Source organism: Stenotrophomonas sp. AS012628 (genome assembly GCF_010608305.1).
In the GTDB taxonomy this organism is placed as follows: Bacteria; Pseudomonadota; Gammaproteobacteria; order Xanthomonadales; family Xanthomonadaceae; genus Stenotrophomonas; species Stenotrophomonas geniculata.
In genome coordinates this window covers 26,829-47,480 of record NZ_VMBJ01000025.1, presented here as the reverse complement: position 1 = coordinate 47,480, position 20,652 = coordinate 26,829, and the positions used below count along the sequence as shown (strand labels likewise).

Here is a 20,652-nt window from a genome sequence, read left to right as displayed (position 1 = left end):
ATGACCCGCATCCTGCGCCTGATCGTGCTCCTGCTGCTGTCGGCTGCGCCGCCGGCCTTCGCGCAGCAGGCCCTGCATCTCGATGCGATCGACAACGGCCTGCTGATCCTCAGCTACCACGACATCCGCGACCAGGTCGCAGCCAAGGGGGATGCCGATACCTATGCGGTAAGCACGCAGAACTTCGCCGCCCACCTGGACTGGCTGGGGGCACACGGTTACCACCCGGTGTCGCTGTCGCAGGTGATCGCGGCCTCGCAGGGGCGCGCCACGCTGCCTCCAAAACCGGTACTGCTGACCTTCGATGACGGCCTGCGCAGCGTCTACGACAAGGCCTTCCCGCTGCTGCAGGCCTACCGCTATCCGGCGCTGGTGGCGGTGATCACCGACTACGTGGACATGGCACCGGGCCGCACCATCGACTATGGCTACCGCCCGTTCGGCCGCGACGACTTCATCACCTGGGCACAGCTGAAGCAGATGCACGACAGCGGCCTGATCGAGGTGGCCAGCCATACCGACGATCTGCACCACGGGGTGCTTGCCAACCCGCAGGGAAATTCCACCCCTGCTGTCGTGACCCGCATCTACCGACCGGCCACGCACAGCTACGAGAGCGAGCCACAGTACGAGCAGCGCCTGCGCGCCGATCTCGGCCGCAGTGTGCAACGCATCCAGCAGCACCTGGGCGTGCGCCCGCGCGCCATCGTCTGGCCGTATGCCGCCTACAACCAGCTGAGCAACGACATTGCCGAGCAGCTGGGCATGCCAGTGTCCTTCGATCTGGAAGGCCGCAGCACGCCGGTGGCCAGCGACCTGCATGGCCTGGCGCGCTTCCTGGTCAGCGACAACCCGACCGTGGAGGCGCTGGCCTACGAACTGCGCCGCGACGTCGCGCTCGATGGCATCCGTGCCCTGCAGATCGACCTGGATGATATGTACGACCCCGACCCCGCACAGCAGGCGCGCAATCTGGATGCGCTGATCGAGCGGGTCAAGCGCATCGCGCCGACGCACGTCTACCTGCAGGCGTTCGCCGATCCGGACGGCAACAACACCGCCGATGCACTGTACTTCCCGAACCGCCACATGCCGATGCGCGCGGACCTGTTCAGCCGCGTTGCCTGGCAGCTGAAATCGCGTGCGGGGGTGAAGGTCTACGCATGGCTGCCGGTGCTCGGCTTCGAGCTGCCCGACCCGGCGCAGCGCAAGGCGCTGGCGATCCGCAACGGCGATGCCGATGGCATGTACCGGCTGGATTTCACCAACCCGCGAGCGCGCCAGATCATGCTCGACATCTACGAGGACCTGGCGGTCAACTCGTACCTCGAGGGCCTGCTGTTCCATGACGATGGCTATCTGCGCGACACCGAGCTGCCCACGCTGGCGGCCGGCGATGGAGGCAGCGCACGCACGCAGGCATTGATCGACTTCACCCTGGCACTGCGCAACAGCGCGCAGCACTGGCGGCCGAAGCTGGCCACGGTGCGCAACCTGTACGCCGAACCGGTGCTGCGCCCACAGAGCGAAGCCTGGTTCGCGCAGCGCCTGGACCTGTTCAACAAGGCCTACGACCAGACCGCACTGATGGCGATGCCGTGGATGGAAGGCAGCAAGCATCCGGAACGCTGGCTCGACCAGCTGTTGGGCGCGGTGCGTGCGCATGATCCACAGCTGCAGCACACCCTGTTCGAACTGCAGACCGTCGACTGGCGCAGCGGGCAACCGATTCCCGCCGAGCGCCTGCGCGCGCAGATCCGCCAGCTGCAGGCGCAGGGCGTGCACCACTTCGCCTGGTACCCTGACGACTTCATCGCCGACCAGCCCTCCACCCGCGATGCCCGCGCGGCGATGTCCGCCGGCAACTTCCCGTACCCGGAGAAGTGACATGGACATGCATCCGTTGCTGCAGGTCCTGTTCCAGTTCGCCTTCTACTACCCGATGGTGATGGCGTTCTTCTGGATGTCGGGCGGCCTGTATTACTACTTCCGGCGCGAACGCCATTCGCGTCCACGCAACGACCCGCCGCTGATGGTCGATCCACCGTTCGCGAGCCTGCTGATTCCCTGTCACAACGAGTCCGCGAACCTCGACGACACGCTCGGCGCGGCGCTGGCACAGCGCTACCCGGCCGACTACGAAGTGATCGCCATCGACGACGGCAGCAGCGACGACACCGGTGCGCGGCTGGACGCCCTGGCGGCAAAGCACCCACGGCTGCGCGTGCTGCACCTGGACCGCAACCTGGGCAAGGCCAATGCGCTGCGCATGGGTGCACTCGCCGCGCGTTCGGAGTACCTGGTGTGCATCGACGGCGACGCGATGCTGGAGGAGCACGCGCTGCACTGGATGATCTGGCACCTGGTCAGCGGCAACCGGGTCGGCGCGGTGACCGGCAATCCGCGCATCCGCAACCGCTCCACCCTGCTCGGACGCCTGCAGGTGGCCGAGTTCTCCTCGATCATCGGCATGATCAAGCGCGCGCAGCGCGTATACGGGCGCATCTTCACCATCTCCGGGGTGATCGCCGGCTTCCGCCGTACCGCCCTGCACCAGGTGGGCTGGTGGTCGGACGACATGGTGACCGAAGACATCGACATCAGCTGGCGCCTGCAGCGGGCGCACTGGGACATTCGCTACGAACCCAACGCACTGTGCTTCATCCTGATGCCGGAAACGCTGAAGGGGCTGTGGAGGCAGCGGCTGCGCTGGGCCCAGGGTGGCGTGGAGGTGATGCTGCGCCACGCCCGCTCGCTGCTGCACTGGAAGGAGCGGCGCATGTGGGGCGTACTGCTGGAGTACGTGCTGAGCGTGATCTGGGCTTACACCATGTTGTTCATCGTGGTGCTGTGGGCGCTGGGCAAGTTCATCGAACTGCAGCCGCAGCTGCATATCGCCAGCCTGCTGCCGGAATGGCACGGCGTGATCCTGGCCCTGGTCTGCCTGCTGCAGTTCGCCAGCAGCCTGATCATCGACCGTCGTTACGAAACACAGATTGGACGCAACTACTTCTGGGTCATCTGGTACCCGATGGCGTACTGGTTGATCAGCCTTTCCACCACCCTGGTGGCGTTGCCGAAAACCCTGCTGCGCCGTCGCAGCAAGCGCGCCACCTGGACCAGTCCCGATCGGGGGATCCGATGAACGCACAACGCCCGTCCAACCGCTTCGACTCGCGGATGATCCGCAAGCCGCATCGCCAACCACGCTTCCAGCGCACCGCCTGGGGCTTCGTCACACTCGCGTTCTGGGGGTTCTACTTCTACCTGTGGGCACCGTTGGTGACCCTGCTCTCGTGGCTGATCGGCGGGCAGATGGCCTGGCAGCAGCTGTACGAGCGCAAGAACCAGTTCGACCCCTATGTGCTGGTGGCGCTGCCGCTGATGCTGCTGTGTGCCAGCGTGCTGCTGATCGGCTGGGCCGAGTACAACCGCGCGCGCTTCCGCGGCCACGACCGGCGCCTGCCGCGGCCGCTGGCCAGCCTCAACGAAGTGGCCGCCGACCTGGGGGCCAGCACCGGGCTGGCCGAGCGCCTGCTCGGCTGCAAGGCCGCCACGCTGCACATGGACGATCACGCGCGGCCGATCGGCATCCGCCGCGAGGTGGTGTAACCCGACAACCCGGTGGGTGCCGACCCTGGTCGGCACTTGCTTTGGTAGATGCCGACCCTGGTCGGCACCGGGGTCTACCGCGAAGAGCATCCACGCACGGCGTGGATCTACGTGCGCGTCTGCCCTTCACCGCGCACGACGAACCGTTCGACGGTGAGTGCTTCCAGGCCCATCGGGCCGTAGGCGTGCAGGCGCGTGGTGGAAATACCGATCTCGCTGCCCAGGCCCAACTGCCCACCATCGGAAAAGCGCGATGAGGCATTCACCATCACCACCGCCGAACGCAGCGCGTTGACGAAGCGCTCGGCGTGGAGCGCGTCTTCGGTCGCAATCACTTCGGTATGGTCGGAGGTATAGCGGCGGATGTGCGCGATGGCCGCATCGAGGTCATCCACCACCCGCACGGCCAGCACCAGATCCAGGAACTCGGCGGCGTAATCCGCATCGGTGGCTGCGTTGCTACCCGGCAGCAACGGCTGCGCAGCCGCGTCGGCCCGCAGCTCCACGCCGCGCTCGCCGAGCGCCTGTGCCACGCGCGGCAGGAACGCTTCGGCCACATCGCGGTGCACCAGCAGGGTCTCCAGCGAATTGCAGGCCGACGGACGACTGCACTTTCCGTCCACCAGCAGATCGATGGCTTTGCCGAGGTCGGCGCTGGCATCCACGAACAGGTGGCAGACACCCTTGTAGTGCTTGATCACCGGCACCCGCGCATGTTCGGCAACGAAGCGGATCAGGCCTTCGCCGCCGCGCGGAATCGCCAGATCGATCAGTTCATGCAGCTGCAGCAGTTCCAGCATCGCTTCTCGGCGCAGGTCGGTCAGCACGGTCACCGCCGCCGGTGGCACGCCATTGGCCTTGAGCGCGCCTGCCAACGCCTGGGCGATGGCTGTGTTGGAATGGATCGCTTCGGAGCCACCGCGCAGGATCACACCATTGCCGGCCTTCAGGCACAGCGCAGCCGCTTCGGCGGTCACGTTCGGGCGCGCCTCATAGATCATTGCGATCACACCCAGCGGCACGCGTACCTTCTGCACGCGGATGCCGTTTGGACGCACATCGTCGCGGGTGATCTGGCCGACGGGATCGGGCAGCGCGGCGACCTCACGCACGGCTTCGGCCATCGCGAACAGGCGTGCCGGGTCCAGCGCCAGGCGGTCGAGCATGGCGCTGCCAACGCCCTTGTCGCGCGCGGCGGCGAGGTCACGTGCATTACCGGCAAGGATCAGCCCGGCATTCACTTCCAGCGCCTGTGCCATGGCCAGCAGCAGCGTGCGGCGGGCCGCACTGTCGAGGCCGGCAACGTTCTGGGCCGCGTCACGGCAGGCACGCGCCTGCGTTTCGATGTCGCTCATCGGGGAGTCCTTCAAACCGGTCATGGCAGCACCAGATCGTCGCGATGGACGACGCTGCCGCCGTAGTTGTAGCCCAGCACGGCCTCGATGTCGCGCGAATGGCGGCCGGCGATCCGGCGCACATCATCGGCCGCGTACTGGCTGACGCCGCGCGCGACGCAGACACGGCCCTGCGGCGCGTTCCAGCACACCTGCACCATGTCGCCACGGCGGAACGCGCCCTCCGCGCCGGTGATGCCACCGGGCAGCAGCGAGGCGCCCTTCTCGCGCATGGCCTGCGCCGCGCCGGCATCGATCACGATCGCGCCCTCGACCAGCGGCGCGTGCCGCAGCCAGTGCTTGCGTGCGGCCTCGCGGCTGCGTGCGGCGTGGATACGGGTACCGAACAGGCGATCCTGCGCCAGCGCGCGCACCACGTCGCCACTGCGGCCATTGAACAGATAGGTTTCTATGCCGAGGCGACCGGCCTTCGCCGCCGCCTCCAGCTTGGTGCGCATGCCGCCGGTACCAGCGCGCGAGCCGGCGCCACCGGCCATCGCCAGCACCTCGTCACTCAGTTCCGGCACGTCGTGCAACGGCCGCGCGTCGGCCACGGTGCGCGGGTCGGCGCTGTACAGGCCGTCGATGTCAGTGGCGATGAACAGTGCGTCGGCATCGACCAGCGCCGCCACGGTCGCGGCCAGGTTGTCGTTGTCGCCGAGCTTGAGCTCGTCCACCGACACGGTGTCGTTCTCGTTGACCACCGGCAACGCACCCAGCCGCAGCAGTTCGTTGAGGGTAGCGCGTGCGTTGAGGTAGCGGCGGCGGTTGCGCAGGTCGTCGTGGGTCAGCAGCACCTGCGCCACCGGGCGCTCGAAGAAGCGCTGCCAGAGCCCGATCAGCTGGGCCTGGCCGAGCGCGGCCAGCGCCTGCCGCGCCGCCATCGCCGCGCCGGGCTCATCGGCCCGCGGCAGGATCGCGCGCCCGGCAGCGACCGCGCCGGACGATACGATCACTACCTCACGCCCGGCCAGTACATTGGCCGAGACGAACTGTGCCAGGCCCAGCGCGTGGCGTGGCGACAGGCCGCCGCCATCGGCTGCCAGCAGGCTGCTGCCGACCTTCAGCACTGCACGCCGCCATGGTGGCAGCGCTTGTTCGGGGAACGGCGAGGCGACGTGGGCAGCGTGCTGGATCATCGGTCAGGCTCTCAGCGAGTGTTCCATTCGTGCACGGTCAGGTCGGAGGCCTGCATCGTCACCAGCGGATCGGTGGCGACGATGGCCTGTGCCTGCGCCAGGCTGTCCACGTTGCACAGCACATAGGCACCACCGCTGCCATCGGCGAAGCCGCCGGTCAGCTGCAGCTTGCCCTGCGCCTGCAACGCATCGAGGAAGTCACGATGCGGCTGCACGGCGGCGGCATTGAAACCGGGCCGGCGCATGGCCAACACCAGGTAGACCGTGCCCGCCATCAGGACAGCGCCTGCCAGCGCGCGCGCAGTTCATCCAGGCGCAGGTCGGCTGCCGAACCCGGCGACACGCGAGCGGCCAGGCTGCCTTCCGGCGTGCGCCCCTGCCCTGCACTATCGGCACCGGCCGCAGCGGCCTTGTAGGCCTCGCGGAACGGCACACCAGCCACGGCCGCTTCCACGGCAACGTCGGTGGCATACATGCCCGAGTCGATCGCTGCGCGCAGCCTGTCGTCACGCCACTCCAGATTGGCCAGCAGCGCCGGCAGCAGCTCCAGCGCGGCCAGGCCACGGCCGAAGCCATGGAAGATGGCGCCCTTGGACGACTGCAGGTCGCGATGGTAGCCGGACGGCAGCGACAGCAGCTGCTCGATCTCGGTGCGCGCGGCGGCGACGCTGGCATGGGTGGCGCGCATCAGCTCGATCACATCCGGGTTGCGCTTGTTGGGCATGATCGAGCTGCCGGTGGTGTACTGCGCCGGCAGTGCGACGAAGCCGAACTCGGCGCTGGTGAACAGCGACAGGTCCCAGGCAATGCGGCGCAGGTCCAGCGTGGCACCACCCAGTGCTTCCAGCGCGGCCAGCTCGAACTTGCCCCGCGACAGCTGCGCGTAGATCGGCGAGATCTGCATGCGCGCGAAACCGAGCGCAGCCGTGGTGTGTTCGCGGTCCAGCGGCAGATTGACGCCATAACCGGCGGCGGTGCCCAGCGGGTTGGCATCGATCAGTGCATGGGTGTCACGGGCGCGGATGGCATTGTCGATGAAGGCCTCGGACCAGCCCGCCCACCACATGCCGGCCGAGGACACCACGGCACGCTGGATGTGGGTATAGCCGGGTATCGGCAGGTCCTTCTCGGCCTGCGCACGGTCCAGCGCGACCTTGGCCACTTCGGCGCTGAGCTGCGCCACGCGCTGCAGCTTCTCCTTCAGCCACAGGCGGGTGGCCACCAGGATCTGGTCGTTGCGGCTGCGGCCGGTGTGGATCTTGCGGCCGGCGTCGCCGAGGCGTTCGGTCAACCGCGCTTCGATCGCCGAGTGGCCATCTTCGTACTGCGTATCCAGCACGAAGCGGCCTTCGCGGAAGTCCTGCGCCAGGATCTCCAGTTCGCGCAGCAGGCCTTCCAGCTCGTCGGCGCTGAGGATGCCGATGTGCTGCAGGCCCTGTGCATGCGCGGCGCTGGCGGCGATGTCGTGCAGGAAGAATTCGCGATCGAGGATCACGTCGTCGCCGGCGAGGAAGGTCTGGATCTGGGCGTCGACGGCGACGCCGGGCTTCTGCCAAAGAAGGTCTGCCATGGGGGCTCCGGAATACGTGTTCAGTGCGGGATCGACGTCAGTTCGTCGATGCCCAGCGCGAGGTTGAGGTTCTGCATGGCCTGGGTGGCCGCGCCCTTGAGCAGGTTGTCCAGGGTCGCCACCACCACGACCCGCTTGCCGCCCGGGGCCAAGGTGAAGCCACCGACCTGGGCACCGTGGCGACCGGCAATGCGGCTGACCCACGGCGCTTCATCCACCACTTCGATCAAGGGTTCGCCGGCATAGGCCTGCTGGAAGCGCTCGACGATCTGCTCGCGGGTCTGCACCCGGTTCAGCCACAGATTGGCGGTGAGCGTGATGCCACGGAAATGCGGCGCGACGTGCGGCATGAACTCGACCGCCACGCCCAGCTGCACGGACACTTCGCGCTCGTGCACGTGGTTGGTCAGCGCATACGGCATCAGGTTGTCGGCCAGCAGTTCAACGTTGTTCTTGTCCGACGGCGTGGTACCGGCACCGGAGTAGCCGGAGACACCGAAGCACTGCGGCGGACCGGCCAGCAGGTCCAGCAGCGGATGCACTGCCAGCTGCATTGCCGTGGCATAGCAGCCCGGGTTGCTGATGTGCTTCTGGCCGTTGTAGCGGCCGCGGGTCAGCTCCGGCAGGCCGTAGTACCAGCTGTTGTCGAAGCGGTAGTCGGCCGAGAGATCGACGATGACAGTGTCCGGCTTCGCGGTTTCAAGCGCGGCCACGAACGGCGCGGCCAGGCCATTGGGCAGGGCCAGGATCACCGCATCCACGCCCTTGGCGGCCACCGCGTCGGCGTCCAGGTTCTCGTACTGCAGGTCACCCTGGAATTCCGGATGGTGATCGGACAGGCGCTGCCCGGCGCGCTCGCGCGAGGAGACGAAAGCCAGTTTCAGCCGCGGATGGGCGGCCACCAGCTTGATCAGCTCGGCACCGGTATGGCCGCGGGCACCGACGATACCCAGGGTGAAAGTCGAATCGTTCATGCGTGACTGTCCAGGCGGTACTGCAGGTGGCGCTTCACGCCCTGCCATTCCGCATCGATGATGGAGAAGATGACGGTGTCGCGCGGCGTGCCGTCGGCATGCCGCTTGTGGTTGCGCAGCACGCCGTCCTGCTTGGCGCCGAGGCGGGCGATGGCGGTACGCGAAGTGACGTTGAACCAGCTGGTTTCCAGCACCACGCTGATGCAGCCCATGGCCTCGAAGGCGTGCTGCAGCAGCAACAGCTTGGCTTCGGTGTTGGCGCCGGTGCGCTGCACACGCGGCGCATACCAGGTGTAGCCGAGACTGAGCTTGGGCACGCCGGCATCCATGTCGTAGAAGCGCGTGCTGCCGATGATCTCACCCGCCGCATCGCGGATCACGAAGGGCAGCACCTTGCCTTCAGCCTGCGCCTGCAGCGCGGCCTGCACATAGTGCTCGACCCGCTGCGGTGACGGCACCTGGGTGTACCAGAGCTGGTCCAGGCCGCTGCCTTCAAGCGCATCGCGCAGGCCCGGCACGTGCTCCATCTGCAGCGGCTGCAGGGTTACGTGCTGGCCGCGCAGGGTGGGAACCGTGTTCCAGGCATCGAGGTTGCTCATCGCTCAGCCCTGCAGGCTCGGGGTGCGCTGCGCGCAATGATCGACATAGGTCTTGATCCGGTCGATGCCATCGGCACCGAACCAGAACACCTTCCACTGATCCTGCTTGTAGCAGCCATCGGACTCGGCGTAGTAGAAGTGATTGATCGGGTTGCCGTGGCGCGAGCGCCAGAACAGCTGCGGGGTTTCCTCCAGCATCACGTTCCATACTGCGCGGCCCAGGCCCTCGCCCTGCGCGTCGTCGAGCACGGCGAACTTGTCCAGGTACACGCCCTCTGCCTCGTCGGTGAGGATCACCGCGGTGCGGTAGTTCTCGCTGACATAGGCACGCAACAGTTTGGTCTTCTCGAAGTAGTCCGGCACCAGGGTGCGGCCGAAACTGGATTCGATCAGGCCCTTCAGGCGCGGCAGGTCCAGTTCGTCCCAGGCGGTGGCGCGCAGTACTTTCTCGCCCTTGCGTACCAGCGTGCCCGAGCCCTTGTGGGTGAACAGTTCCTTGGCCAGGTCGGCCGGACGGGTGATCGACACCGACGATTCCAGCGGCAGGCGATCAAGCAGATCCTTGATCTGTTCGATCTTCACCTTCATGCCGCCGTGGATCCACGGCTGCGCGATCAGATGGTCGTACTCGGTGGACAGGTTGATCGAATCGATCACGTTGCCCGCCTCGTCCAGCAGGCCGCCGGTGCCGGTCAGGAAGATGATCTTGTACGGCTGCAGTTCCTGCACCAGCTCGTTGGCGGCAAAGTCGGCGTTGACGTTGAGGATCTGGCCGCCGGCGGTCTCACCCAGGCTGGTGATGACCGGGATCGAACCGGCGCGCAGGCTGGCCTCGATTGGCGCCAGGTTGACCTTCTTCACCTCGCCGACCAGGCCGTAGGTGTCCACGTCCAGGTACTCGGCCTCGAACACACCACCGGTGATCGAGGTGGCGCGCGCGCCGTTCTGCTGCAGCGCCTCGACCAGGCGCAGGTTGGACTGCTGGAACACCCGGCGCACGATCGCCAGCGCTTCCGGCGAGGTCAGGCGCAGGCCGTTCACGGTCTGCTTCTCGATGCCGGCGGCCGACAGCTCGGCATCCAGCTGCGGGCCGGCGCCGTGCAGCACGATCGGGGTCAGACCGACCTCCTGCAGGAACGACAGCGAGGAGGTCAGCGCGTCGAGGTCGTCGCGCAGCACCGCCCCGCCGACCTTGACCACGGCGAAGCGCTTGGCATCCAGCTGCGAAAAGCGCTTGAGGTACTGGCTGATCTCCTTCGCGCTGGCCATGCTGGAAAGCAGGCGCACGATGGTCTGGCGGGTCTGGCGGTGGGGCTGGAGGGCAGGAGACATTTCGGTTTCGTCGGAAAGGGAAGAATCAGGCGCCGGCGGCGATGATGCGGTGCACTGCGTCGGTGTAGCGCTGCAGCTGCTCCAGCGTCACGAACTCGTCGGCGGTGTGGGCCTGGGCGATGTCGCCCGGGCCGAACACCAGCGTGGTGTAGCCACCGGCCGAGAACAGCGAGGCCTCGGTCCAGAAGTCCACCGCGTTGCCGATCGGCAGGTCCAGCGCATCGGCCACGTCGCGCGCCAGCAGGCGGCGGTTCTCGGCTTCGGCGATGTCACCGGCCGGCAGGCTGGGGCCACGGAAGGTTTCGGTGAACAGTGCCGCCTGCGGCTCGGCGAAGCCGGCAAAGGTCGCCAGCAACGCATCGATATCCATCGACGGCAGCGGACGGAAACCGAAGCGCACTTCGGCAGCGGGCGCGATCATGTTGGCCTTGATGCCACCTTCGACGCGACCGATGTTGAAGCGCAGGCCGGTCAGCCCGCCGAAGCGCGCCGACGCCAGCGATTCCACGTGGTCCAGCGCGCGGTTGCCCCAGCGCATGGCCTGATGCAGCGCGCTGGCGGCTGCATCCTGCTTGCCCGAGGCATGCCCCGCGCGGCCAGCGAACTGCATCAGCACCGAGCTGATGCCACGGTGCGCCAGCACCGCCTCGCTCATGGTCGGCTCGGCCACCAGCACCGCTTCATACGGCAGGCCACGGGCCAGGAACGCAGCGATGCAGCGCGGATCGTTGGCTTCTTCATCGCTGGAGAACAGGAAGGCCGCGTCACCGTCGCTGGCATTGGCTGCGGCCACCAGTGCGGCGGCCGCGCCTTTGATGTCACACACGCCCAGACCGACCACGCGGTCGTCCAGGCGGCGCATCACGTGCGGGTCGGCACTCCAGTGCGGCGAATCGGGCACGGTATCCAGGTGTACGTTGAACAGGTACTTCGGCGTCCCGCGCACGGCGTACAGGCTGACCGCACCGGCGCCATGGTCGATCACCTCGACGTTGAAGCCGGGCAGGTTCGCGCGCAGGTAATCGAAGATGCCACCGGTGGTGATCGCACGCGGCGGGTTGCGGGTGTCGAAGGACACCAGCGCCTGCAGGTGATCGAGCGTCTGTTCAAGCATGAATCAACAATCCTGTGGGATTCCGCCGGGCATGGCCCGGAGCTACCGAAATGCGTCTGGTGGAGAGCCCCCTTCTTGTTGAAGGGGGCGCGCCAACGGCGCAGGGTTGAGGTGGAATGCGTGGTCAACCGCTCAGCGGTTGACTTGCGCGTAAAGCGTCGAACTCATGCCGAACAGCTTGATGAAGCCCTCGGCCTCTTCCACGCCCCAGTCGGCCGACTGCGCGTAGGTGGCACCCTTGGTGTTGAGCAGGTGCGGCGACTTCACCGCCACTGCGTCGACGCGGCCACCACGCGTTTCCAGCACCACTTCACCGTTGACCTTGGCCTGCGAGGACTTCAGGAACGCTTCGATGTCGGTCTTCAGCGGGTCGTGGTAGAAGCCTTCGTACACCAGCTCCACCCACTTGCGTGCCACGTCCGGCTTGAAGCGGTTCTGCTGCTTGGTCAGTACGGCGTCTTCCAGCGCGCGGTGCGCGGCCAGCAGCGAGACCAGGCCCGGCGCCTCGAACACGATGCGACCCTTCAGGCCGATCACGGTGTCGCCGGTGTAGACGCCGCGGCCAACGCCGTACGGAGCGAACAGCTTGTTGAGCTGGGCCAGGATCTGGTCACCCGGCAGCGCCTTGCCGTTCAGTTCGACGGCTTCGCCTTCGACGAACTTCAGGGTCACGGTCAGGGCCTGTTCCGGCCACTCGCTCCGCGGTGCGCACCAGCCACGGGCGCCCTCGCCCGGGGCTTCCCAGCGGTCGATCTCGCCGCCGGACATGGTCAGGCCCAGCAGGTTCTCGTTGATGGTGTAGGCCTGCTGCTTGGCGCGCACGCCGAAGCCACGCTCTTCCAGGTACTTCTGCTCGTAGGCGCGGGTCTGGGTGTGTTCCTTCTGGATCTCGCGGATCGGCGCGATGATCTGGTAGTCGCCCAGGGCCTTCACGGCCAGGTCGAAGCGGACCTGGTCGTTGCCCATGCCGGTGCAGCCGTGGGCGATGATGTGGGTGCCCAGTTCGGCGGCACGCTTCAGCGCGGCATCGACGATCAGGTAACGGTCCGACACCAGCAGCGGGTACTGGCCCTGGTAGCCTTCACCGGCCCACACGAACGGCTTGACGAAGCCTTCCCAGATGGCCGGGCCACCATTGACGGTGACATGGCTGGCCACGCCCAGCTCGGCGGCGCGCTTTTCGATGAAATCGCGCTCTTCATCATCCACGCCGCCGGTGTCGGCGAACACGGTGTGCACGTTGTAGCCACGCTCCTGCAGGTACGGCACGCAGAAGCTGGTATCCAGGCCGCCGGAGAAGGCGAGAACGACGTCTTTGTTGCTCATGGGGAGGGTATGTCCTGGTAGCGCCGGGCCGTGCCCGGCGGAAATGATTGAATCGGAAAAAATCAGCGCCCGGCAACGGCGGCCATGATCGCCTTCTGCACGTGCAGGCGGTTCTCGGCTTCGTTGATGGCGATGCACTGCGGCGAATCCATCACGCCGTCGGTGGCCTTCACGTTGCGGCGCAGCGGCAGGCAGTGGCTGAACACACCGTTGTTGGTCAGCGCCATCTTCCGCTCGTCCACGATGAAGTGCTTGAACTGGTCGCGGATCGGCTTTTCCGGCTCCCAGTTGCCGAAGAACGGCAGCGCGCCCCAGCTCTTGGCATAGACCACGTCGGCGCCGGCGTAGGCGCTGTCGATGTCATGGCTGATCTTCAGCGAACCGCCGCTCTCGGCCACGTTCTGCTCGGCCCAGCCCATGTAGCGGTCGTCGAGGATGTAGTCGGCGGTCGGGCACAGCAGGGTCACGTCCATGCCCATGCGGGTGGCGATGGTCAGCGCCGAGTTGGCCACGGCGGTGTTCAGCGGCTTGGGGTGGTAGGTCCAGGTCAGCACGTACTTCTTGCCACGCAGGTCCTGGGTGCCGAAGTGCTCCTGCAGGGCCATGATGTGGGCCAGCTCCTGGCACGGATGGGTGATGGTCTCCATGTTGATGACCGGCACCGGCGAGTACCTGGCGAAGCTGTTGAGGACGATGTCCTGGCGGTCGTAGGCCCAGTCGATGAACTTGGGGAACGCGCGCACGGCGATGATGTCGCAGTAACGGCCCAGCACCTTGGCCACTTCAGCGATGTGCTCTTCGGTATCGCCATCCATCACCGTGCCGAGGTTGAACTCGATCGGCCACGCATCCTTGCCCGGCTGCAGCACCACCGCGTGGGCGCCGAGCTGGAACGCGCCCAGTTCGAAGCTGGTGCGGGTGCGCATGGACGGGTTGAAGAACACCAGCGCGATCGACTTGCCCTTGAGCTGGTCGCCGAGCTTGTTGCGCTTGAACAGCGCGGCCTGGGTCAGCAGCGCGTCGAGATCGCTGCGGCTCCAGTCCTGGGTGTTCAGGAAGTGCTTGGGGGACATCATCTTTCCTTGCGTGGCGGCGCCGGGTTCGACGCGGTGGAAGGGAAAACAGGAAGCAAAGGTGGAACGAAAAGGTTGCAGTTGCAGCTTTCAGAACGCAGAAACGAAAAAACCCAGCCGGGCGGCTGGGTTTTTTTCGGACGAACAGCAAAAAGCTCCGGTTACCCAGCGAGAATGTGGGGTTCCGGTCGACGCGCACGCGAGGTCATGCCCGACGCCTGTCGGGCTGCGCTGCTGTCGTGCTGGAAGTCGGTGAGCTTCATGGTCAACCATCTTTGCATGCGGCCGGGGCCGACGCAAGGGGCCGGGGTCGCAGAATCAGGGATTGCCCGTGGCGCCCTGCTCGGGGCCGACCCAGGGGGTGATCGACACCCGGATCTTGAGCCGGTTGCCGGGGTCTTCCGGCAGCCGTGAGCGGTACTTGGTGCCCTTGTAGACGTAATCCACGTCGTAGGCGATGGGCCTGCGGAATTCACGCCCCACCGGCACGATACGGCAGTCACGGGTCAGCATCGGGCCATTGTTGGCCGGTGCCGGCGCCGGGGCGGGTGACTCGGCGGCGGTGTCCTCGGAGACCTCTTCATCGCTGCGCTTGAACATCGAGCGCACCGAGTCCCAGAAGCGGCTGATCCGGCCCTTGTCCTCAACCGGCTCCTCGCCGGTGACATTGACCGGCGCCAGGGTCCGGGTCGAGACCGGCTCGCAGTGTTCTTCGGTGCGGGTCGCGCGCAGGGTCTGGAACACGGGCTCGACGTTCAGCACCTGCGCGTAGTCGAACTTCACGTTCTCCACGATCACCACCCGGTTGCGGGGCTCGGCCTCCTGCGCCTGGGCCACGGCGGCCAGCGCCGACAGGCAGGCCAGGGTCAGCAACGCGGTGGATTTCATTGGCGAAGGGAGCAAGGACACGGCAATAGTGTAGGCAGTGGCGAGCGCAAGGGGCTGAACATTACCCGTCCACGCTGCTCCTGCCCACCCCACCTTGGATGGCCCCGGCGTCCACCGGTGGCAGGCGGTGCCCCCAAAGGGGGCCGACACGTTCTAAAATCACAGGCTTGTCCCCCAGCCACAGCCCCATGACCCTGCGCCTGCACAACAACCTGACTCGCCAGCTCGAACCGTTCATCCCGCTCGACCCGGCCTGTCCGACCCTGTATGTGTGCGGCCCCACGGTCTACAACTACGTGCACATCGGCAACGCCCGTGGCCCGGTGGTGTTCGGCGTGCTGGCCGACCTGCTGCGGCGCCGTTTCGGTGGCCTGCGCTACGCGCGCAACATCACCGACGTGGACGACAAGATCAACACCGCCGCGCGCGAGCAGGGGGTGCCGATCAGCACCATCACCGACAGGTTCGCTGCCGCCTACCGTGAAGACATGGCCGCCCTGGGCGTGGTGCCGCCGGACATCGAACCGGAAGTGACGGCGCACATGCCGCAGATCGTCACCATGATCGAGCAGCTGATCGCCAACGGCCATGCCTATGCCGCCGAGGGCCATGTGCTGTTCGCGGTGGCCAGCTTCGACGGCTACGGCAAGCTCTCGCGCCGCGACCCGGAAGAGATGCTGGCCGGCGCCCGTGTCGATGTCGCCCCCTACAAGCGCGATCCCGGCGATTTCGTGCTGTGGAAGCCGTCCAGCGACGACTTGCCCGGCTGGGAATCGCCGTGGGGCCGTGGCCGCCCGGGCTGGCACATCGAATGCTCGGCGATGGCCGCCGCCCATCTGGGCGAGACCATCGACATCCATGCCGGCGGCGTCGACCTGCAGTTCCCGCACCACGAGAACGAGATCGCGCAGAGCGAATGCGCCCACGGCGGCAAGATCTTCGCCCGTTTCTGGCTGCACAACGGCATGCTCAACTTCGGCGGCGCCAAGATGAGCAAGTCGCTGGGCAACATCGAGCGCGTGCACGACCTGGTGCGCCAGCATCCGCCGGAAGCCCTGCGCCTGGCGCTGCTGTCGGCCCACTACCGGCAGCCGCTGGACTGGTCCGATGGCCTGATCGAGCAGTCGGTGCGCACCCTGGATCGCCTGTACGGCACCCTGCGCGAACTGGCGTCGGTCGACGCGGTCGTGGCGATCCCGGCCACGGTCGAGGCGACCCTGGATGACGACCTGAACACCCCGCAGGCGCTGGCCGAAGTGGCCCGCATCGCTGCCGATGCACGCCGAGCCACCGACCCGGCCGAACAGGCACGCCTGAAGGGCGAGCTGCTCGGTGCCGGCCTGGCGCTGGGCCTGCTGCAGGCCGATCCGGCGCAATGGTTCGGTACCGCTGCGGGCGATGACGGCGACGATGCCCGTATCCAGAGCCTGATCGACGAGCGTGCCGCTGCCAAGAAGGCCCGCGACTTCGCCCGTTCCGACGCCATCCGCGACCAGCTGGCCGCCGAAGGCATCGTGCTGGAAGACACCCCGCAGGGCGTGCGCTGGTCGCGCAAGCGCGGCTGACCTGCCCTGCCCCGTGGCCGGTACGCCGGCCACGCCCCACCGTAGAGACTGTTGTGACCGACTCCCCGTTCCCGCTTGAACCCACCGCCGCCGAGGCCCAGACCGCCATCGCCGAGGAATTCGGCTTCTTCGGCGACTGGTCCGAGCGCTACCAGTACCTGATCGACCTCGGCCGCAAGCTGCCGGCCTTCCCGGAAGAATGGAAGACCGAAGAGCATCGCCTGCTCGGCTGCCAGTCGATGGTCTGGATCGTGCCGGAAGGCAATGCGCAGTCGCTGCGCTTCCATGCCATCAGTGATTCGGCCATCGTCTCCGGCCTGATCTTCCTGGCCCTGCGCGTGTACTCCGGGCGCTCGGCGCAGGAGATCCTGGCCACCGAACCGAGCTATATCCAGGACATCGGCCTGGCCCGCCACCTGTCTCCGACCCGCAGCAATGGTGTGGCAGCGATGCTGGCCTTCATCCGCGAGACCGCGCAGGCCCAGCTGCAGCGCGATCCGTCGTGAGCGAGCCTGCCACAGCCGAGGACACCGCGCTGGGCCTGCTGTCCCGACCCGGCTTCGCCAAGCTGCTGGCCTACCGCATCTTCGCGATGCTGTCCTACCAGGTGGTGGCAGTCACCGTCGGCTGGCACATCTACGAAGTCACCCGCAATCCGTTCTCGCTGGGCCTGATCGGCCTGGCCGAGGTGCTGCCGTTCTTCTGCGTGGCGCCATTCGCCGGCTACCTGGTCGACCATCTGCCGCGGCGCCGGTTGGGCATGGCGGCCTGTTCCGGGCTGATCGCCACCGCGCTGGTACTGACCAGCGTGGCCAAGGGCTGGCTGCCGTTTGAAGGCGTGTGGCCCATCTATGCAGCCATTGCCCTGACCGGCATGGTCCGCGCCTTCCTGTCGCCGATCTACAACGCGCTGTTCGCCCGCGTGCTGGCCCGCGATCAGTTCGCGCGCGGCGCAGGCCTCGGCGCGGTGGTGTTCCAGGCCGGCATGGTGGCTGGTCCGGCACTGGGTGGCGTGCTGGTCGGCTTCGGCGGCAAGGGCCTCTCCTACGCGGTGGCTACGGCCTTTGCGCTGGTGGCGATGGCCTGCCTGGCTACATTGAAGGTGGAAGAACCGGTGCACACCGGTCCCGCCGCGCCGATCTTCAAGAGCATCGCCGAAGGCGCGCGCTTCGTGGTCGGCAACCGGATCATGGTCGGGGCGATGGCGCTGGACATGTTCTCGGTCCTGCTCGGCGGCGTGGTGGCGATGCTGCCGGCGTTCCTGCACGAAATCCTGCACCACGGCCCGGAAGGCCTGGGCATCCTGCGCGCGATGCCGGCGCTCGGTTCGGTGTGCGTGGGCCTGTGGCTGGCCCGCCACCCGCTGCACCGCAATGCCGGCCGCGTACTGCTGTTCGCGGTGGCCGGTTTCGGCCTGTGCGTGATCGGCTTCGGCCTGTCGCAGCACTTCTGGCTGTCGGCGCTGATCCTGCTGTTCTACGGGGCCTTCGATGGCGTCTCGGTGGTGATCCGATCGACCATCCTGCAGTTGGCCACGCCGGAAGAAATGCGCGGACGGGTGTCGTCAATCAACGGCATCTTCATCAGTTCGTCCAACGAGCTGGGCGCGTTCTATGCCGGCACGATGGCCAAGCTGCTCGGCCTGGTGCCGGCCGTGGTGCTGGGTGGGTTCGCGGTGCTGAGCGTGGCCGGGATCACCGCGTGGAAGAACCCGACATTGCGGAAACTGAATTTGCGTGATCTGCAGTGACGCTGCGAACAGCGGATTCGGCGGCGCCGGGTGTTTGGCTGGGGCCGTTGCTCTCCCTCGATGATTGGGCTTGTCACTTTCTTTTCGCGAAAAGAAAGTAACCAAAGAAACGCTCCGCCATCCGCGAGCCGGCGCTGCGCGCCGGTGCCCTGTGCTCCTCGGTGAATCAGGGGACGGCGCCGAACTCGCTGCGCTCAAACAGCGGCGCCTCTTCGCCCCTGATTCCCCTGCGGTGCTCGGCTCGCTACAAGGCGGACTCAACAGCCGCGAGCGCACGCATGACCGCTCCTGTCGGCCTGAGCCGAGCGTGGGCTCGGCTCTACATCGGCCGCGCACGCAGGAAACCGTCGAGAGCCTGCGGGTGGGTCCGGGCGGGACCGTCCGCGGCATGGATGCCGCGGCCGAGCTTACAGGGATGTACTTGCAGCGTGTCCTGCCCGGACCCACCCGCAGGCTCCACCCGATACCCGGAAGGCGCTGCTCTACACAGCCAACTCGAACCCAACAAAAAACCCGGCCGAGGCCGGGTTTTTCGCATGACCATACAACGAGCAGGAATCAGTCGCCCTGCTGCTTCTGCAGGTGCTCCCAACGCTCCTGGGCGTCGATGGTGCGTTCGGCGGTCAGGCGCGCTTCCAGGCGCTCCAGGCCGATTTCTTCACCGGTGTCGACGCAGTAACCGTAGTCGCCCGCTTCCAGGCGCTTCAGGGTGCTGTCGATCTTGCCGATCAGCTTGCGGTAGCGGTCGCGGGTACGCAGCTCCAGCGAGTTCTCGGTCTCGCGGGTCGCGCGCTCGGCTTCGTCGCCGATGTCACGCACTTCCTCACGAAGATTCTCGATGGTCTGCTTGGACTCTTCCACCAGGTCCGCGCGCCAGTTCTGCAGACGCTGACGGAAGTACTCCTGCTGCAGCGGGCTCATGTATTCCTCTTCCGAGGACGGCTTGTAGCCAGTCGGCAGGATCGGGCGGCCGGTGGCCTCGTCGGTCTTGTACTCGACCACCTTGTACTTGCTGCGCGGGGCCGGTGCAGCCGAGCGGGCGGCGACGGCCACGGCAACCTTGCCGACAGGGCGCGACACGGTCTTCGGGGCGGAATCGGATTTCACGGCGGTTTTGGCAGGCGATTTCGAAACGGGCACGGGATTCTTGGATTGCGGGGCCTTCGAAGCGGCAGGAGCGGCGGCCGGGGCCGGCTTGGAAGCCGGTTGGGCTGCTGCCACTGCCACGGTCTTGACCGGGACAGGCTTGGCCGGAGCCGGCTTGGCAGCAGGCTTCGGTGCGGACTTCACTACTGGGGCCGGGGCCGGCTTCACGGCCGGCACGGCAACATTCTTGGCAACCTTCTTTACAGCGGCAGGCGTGGCAACCGGTTTAGCCGCAGCGACCTTCTTGGCCGCGGGCTTGGCGACCGGCTTGGCTGCAGCCTTCTTCACCACCGCCTTCGGCGCCGGCTTGGCTGCGGCCTTATTCGCCACCGGCTTGGCGGCGGCCTTCTTCACCGGCGCGGCCTTGCTGGCGGCCTTCTTCATCACCGGCGCCTTCTTGCTGGCAGCGGCAGGCTTGGCCTTGGCGGGCGCAGCAGCCTTCTTCGCCACCGGCTTGGTTGCCTTGACCGGCGTTTTCTTTGCGGTGGCCTTCCTGGCCGCCGGTTGCGAGGACGCTGCCTTGGTCGCCGGCTTGCTGGCCGGTTTCTTGGCAACGGGCTTTGCCGCCAACTTCTTCACAACAGGCTTGGCGGTTTTCTTGGCGGCCGTTGCGGCCTTCTTTGCAGTTTTTTTAGCAGCCACGAAACGCTCTTCCTTGGATTCCCCGGGGCCCGGGAAAGCGGGCCTTTATAGCCTACCCGACCCGCAGCAGCAACCTCGACCCCCTGCTCCATTCAGTCCTGGAGTCAAGGCGCCCTTGGAGGCAGTCCGACGAACACGGACCGCCTTGCGCGGTACGGAACCTGGCCAGCACCCGAAGGTGCTGGTACCGGTCGCAGGCCATCGGCGACATGCGACCAACGGCCCATCCTGCACAAATGCGGCCTTCATGCCAACTGGCATAAGATGACTGGGTGATCTCGCGCCTGCTCATTGCCCTGCTGCGCTTCTACAAGCGCTTCATCAGCCCCCTGCTGGGGCCACGCTGCCGTTTCGTGCCGAGCTGTTCTGAATACGCGATGGAAGCCATCTCGCGGCACGGCCCGCTGCGCGGCAGCTGGCTGGCTGCGCGCCGGCTGGGCCGCTGCCACCCGTTCCACCCCGGCGGCTTCGACCCGGTGCCCGAATCCAACCACGCCCCCTCTTGCCGTTGCACAGGAAAACACTGAC

19 protein-coding genes are annotated in these 20,652 nt (G+C 66.9%); 7 read left to right on the top strand and 12 right to left on the bottom strand.

Translation table 11 applies throughout. The features are described 5' to 3' along the window. Genes pgaB through pgaD form a run of 3 tightly spaced genes read left to right on the top strand, consistent with a single transcriptional unit; the run spans nucleotide 1 to nucleotide 3,612 of the window. Complete coding sequence (gene pgaB, locus G5A07_RS12580; RefSeq protein WP_159360393.1) at nucleotides 1-1,887, top strand: poly-beta-1,6-N-acetyl-D-glucosamine N-deacetylase PgaB; 1,887 nt, start codon at nucleotides 1-3, stop codon at nucleotides 1,885-1,887. A gap of 1 nt (nucleotide 1,888) precedes the next feature. Further along, nucleotides 1,889-3,145 (top strand): poly-beta-1,6-N-acetyl-D-glucosamine synthase, encoded by a 1,257-nt coding sequence (gene pgaC, locus G5A07_RS12575; protein ID WP_191863388.1) that lies wholly within the window; start codon nucleotides 1,889-1,891, stop codon nucleotides 3,143-3,145. After that, on the top strand, nucleotides 3,142-3,612 hold the full coding sequence (gene pgaD, locus G5A07_RS12570) for a poly-beta-1,6-N-acetyl-D-glucosamine biosynthesis protein PgaD (protein ID WP_010486657.1): 471 nt from the start codon (nucleotides 3,142-3,144) through the stop codon (nucleotides 3,610-3,612). Before pgaC ends, pgaD begins: the two co-directional genes overlap by 4 nt. Nucleotides 3,613-3,719: 107 nt before the next feature. Here pgaD and G5A07_RS12565 read toward each other — a convergent pair whose 3' ends face one another. The 11 genes from G5A07_RS12565 to G5A07_RS12515 form a co-directional block, all read right to left on the bottom strand. Continuing rightward, nucleotides 3,720-4,991, bottom strand: coding sequence for a glutamate-5-semialdehyde dehydrogenase (locus tag G5A07_RS12565; protein WP_159360394.1), 1,272 nt, complete (start codon nucleotides 4,989-4,991; stop codon nucleotides 3,720-3,722). Further along, on the bottom strand, nucleotides 4,988-6,145 hold the full coding sequence (gene proB, locus G5A07_RS12560; RefSeq protein WP_010486653.1) for a glutamate 5-kinase: 1,158 nt from the start codon (nucleotides 6,143-6,145) through the stop codon (nucleotides 4,988-4,990). Before proB ends, G5A07_RS12565 begins: the two co-directional genes overlap by 4 nt. A gap of 11 nt (nucleotides 6,146-6,156) precedes the next feature. Then, the gene (locus G5A07_RS12555; RefSeq protein WP_010486652.1) at nucleotides 6,157-6,420 is read right to left on the bottom strand and encodes a YciI family protein; all 264 of its coding nucleotides are present in this window, start codon (nucleotides 6,418-6,420) and stop codon (nucleotides 6,157-6,159) included. Further along, nucleotides 6,420-7,715 carry an argininosuccinate lyase gene (argH, locus tag G5A07_RS12550; RefSeq protein WP_019336646.1) on the bottom strand — a complete coding sequence of 432 codons (1,296 nt, stop codon included), beginning with the start codon at nucleotides 7,713-7,715 and terminating at the stop codon, nucleotides 6,420-6,422. The genes G5A07_RS12555 and argH overlap by 1 nt, the downstream gene beginning before the upstream one ends. Before the next feature lie 20 nt (nucleotides 7,716-7,735). Continuing rightward, nucleotides 7,736-8,689, bottom strand: a complete 954-nt coding sequence (argC, locus tag G5A07_RS12545; protein ID WP_043400943.1) for an N-acetyl-gamma-glutamyl-phosphate reductase — start codon at nucleotides 8,687-8,689, stop codon at nucleotides 7,736-7,738. Beyond that, nucleotides 8,686-9,288, bottom strand: a complete 603-nt coding sequence (locus G5A07_RS12540) for a GNAT family protein (protein WP_049454861.1) — start codon at nucleotides 9,286-9,288, stop codon at nucleotides 8,686-8,688. Before G5A07_RS12540 ends, argC begins: the two co-directional genes overlap by 4 nt. A 3-nt stretch (nucleotides 9,289-9,291) precedes the next feature. Next, the gene (locus G5A07_RS12535; protein ID WP_071306034.1) at nucleotides 9,292-10,620 is read right to left on the bottom strand and encodes an acetylglutamate kinase; all 1,329 of its coding nucleotides are present in this window, start codon (nucleotides 10,618-10,620) and stop codon (nucleotides 9,292-9,294) included. 25 nt (nucleotides 10,621-10,645) lie between these two features. After that, entirely contained in the window at nucleotides 10,646-11,734 is a 1,089-nt protein-coding gene (locus G5A07_RS12530) for an acetylornithine deacetylase (RefSeq protein ID WP_010486641.1), read from the bottom strand. Between the two features lie 132 nt (nucleotides 11,735-11,866). After that, complete coding sequence (locus G5A07_RS12525; RefSeq protein ID WP_049454857.1) at nucleotides 11,867-13,060, bottom strand: argininosuccinate synthase; 1,194 nt, start codon at nucleotides 13,058-13,060, stop codon at nucleotides 11,867-11,869. Between the two features lie 62 nt (nucleotides 13,061-13,122). Continuing rightward, complete coding sequence (locus G5A07_RS12520) at nucleotides 13,123-14,133, bottom strand: N-acetylornithine carbamoyltransferase (protein ID WP_100473398.1); 1,011 nt, start codon at nucleotides 14,131-14,133, stop codon at nucleotides 13,123-13,125. 318 nt (nucleotides 14,134-14,451) lie between these two features. Beyond that, entirely contained in the window at nucleotides 14,452-15,021 is a 570-nt protein-coding gene (locus tag G5A07_RS12515; protein WP_043400934.1) for a hypothetical protein, read from the bottom strand. Nucleotides 15,022-15,209: 188 nt separating this feature from the next. Here G5A07_RS12515 and cysS point away from each other — a divergent pair, with 188 nt between their 5' ends. The 3 genes from cysS to G5A07_RS12500 are packed head-to-tail and all read left to right on the top strand — an operon-like array spanning nucleotide 15,210 to nucleotide 18,336. Continuing rightward, nucleotides 15,210-16,586: a cysteine--tRNA ligase gene (cysS, locus tag G5A07_RS12510; RefSeq protein ID WP_057503883.1), complete on the top strand. Its 1,377-nt coding sequence runs from the start codon at nucleotides 15,210-15,212 to the stop codon at nucleotides 16,584-16,586. Between the two features lie 53 nt (nucleotides 16,587-16,639). Continuing rightward, a complete protein-coding gene (locus G5A07_RS12505; RefSeq protein ID WP_010486631.1) occupies nucleotides 16,640-17,092 on the top strand; it encodes a SufE family protein in 453 nt (150 codons plus the stop codon). Beyond that, complete coding sequence (locus tag G5A07_RS12500) at nucleotides 17,089-18,336, top strand: MFS transporter (protein ID WP_049482302.1); 1,248 nt, start codon at nucleotides 17,089-17,091, stop codon at nucleotides 18,334-18,336. The genes G5A07_RS12505 and G5A07_RS12500 overlap by 4 nt, the downstream gene beginning before the upstream one ends. A gap of 558 nt (nucleotides 18,337-18,894) precedes the next feature. Here G5A07_RS12500 and dksA read toward each other — a convergent pair. Continuing rightward, on the bottom strand, nucleotides 18,895-20,124 hold the full coding sequence (gene dksA / locus G5A07_RS12495) for an RNA polymerase-binding protein DksA (protein ID WP_191863387.1): 1,230 nt from the start codon (nucleotides 20,122-20,124) through the stop codon (nucleotides 18,895-18,897). A gap of 272 nt (nucleotides 20,125-20,396) precedes the next feature. Between dksA and yidD the strand changes: the two genes are divergently transcribed. Further along, the gene (yidD, locus tag G5A07_RS12490; protein WP_010486626.1) at nucleotides 20,397-20,651 is read left to right on the top strand and encodes a membrane protein insertion efficiency factor YidD; all 255 of its coding nucleotides are present in this window, start codon (nucleotides 20,397-20,399) and stop codon (nucleotides 20,649-20,651) included. Nucleotide 20,652 lies beyond the last annotated feature (1 nt).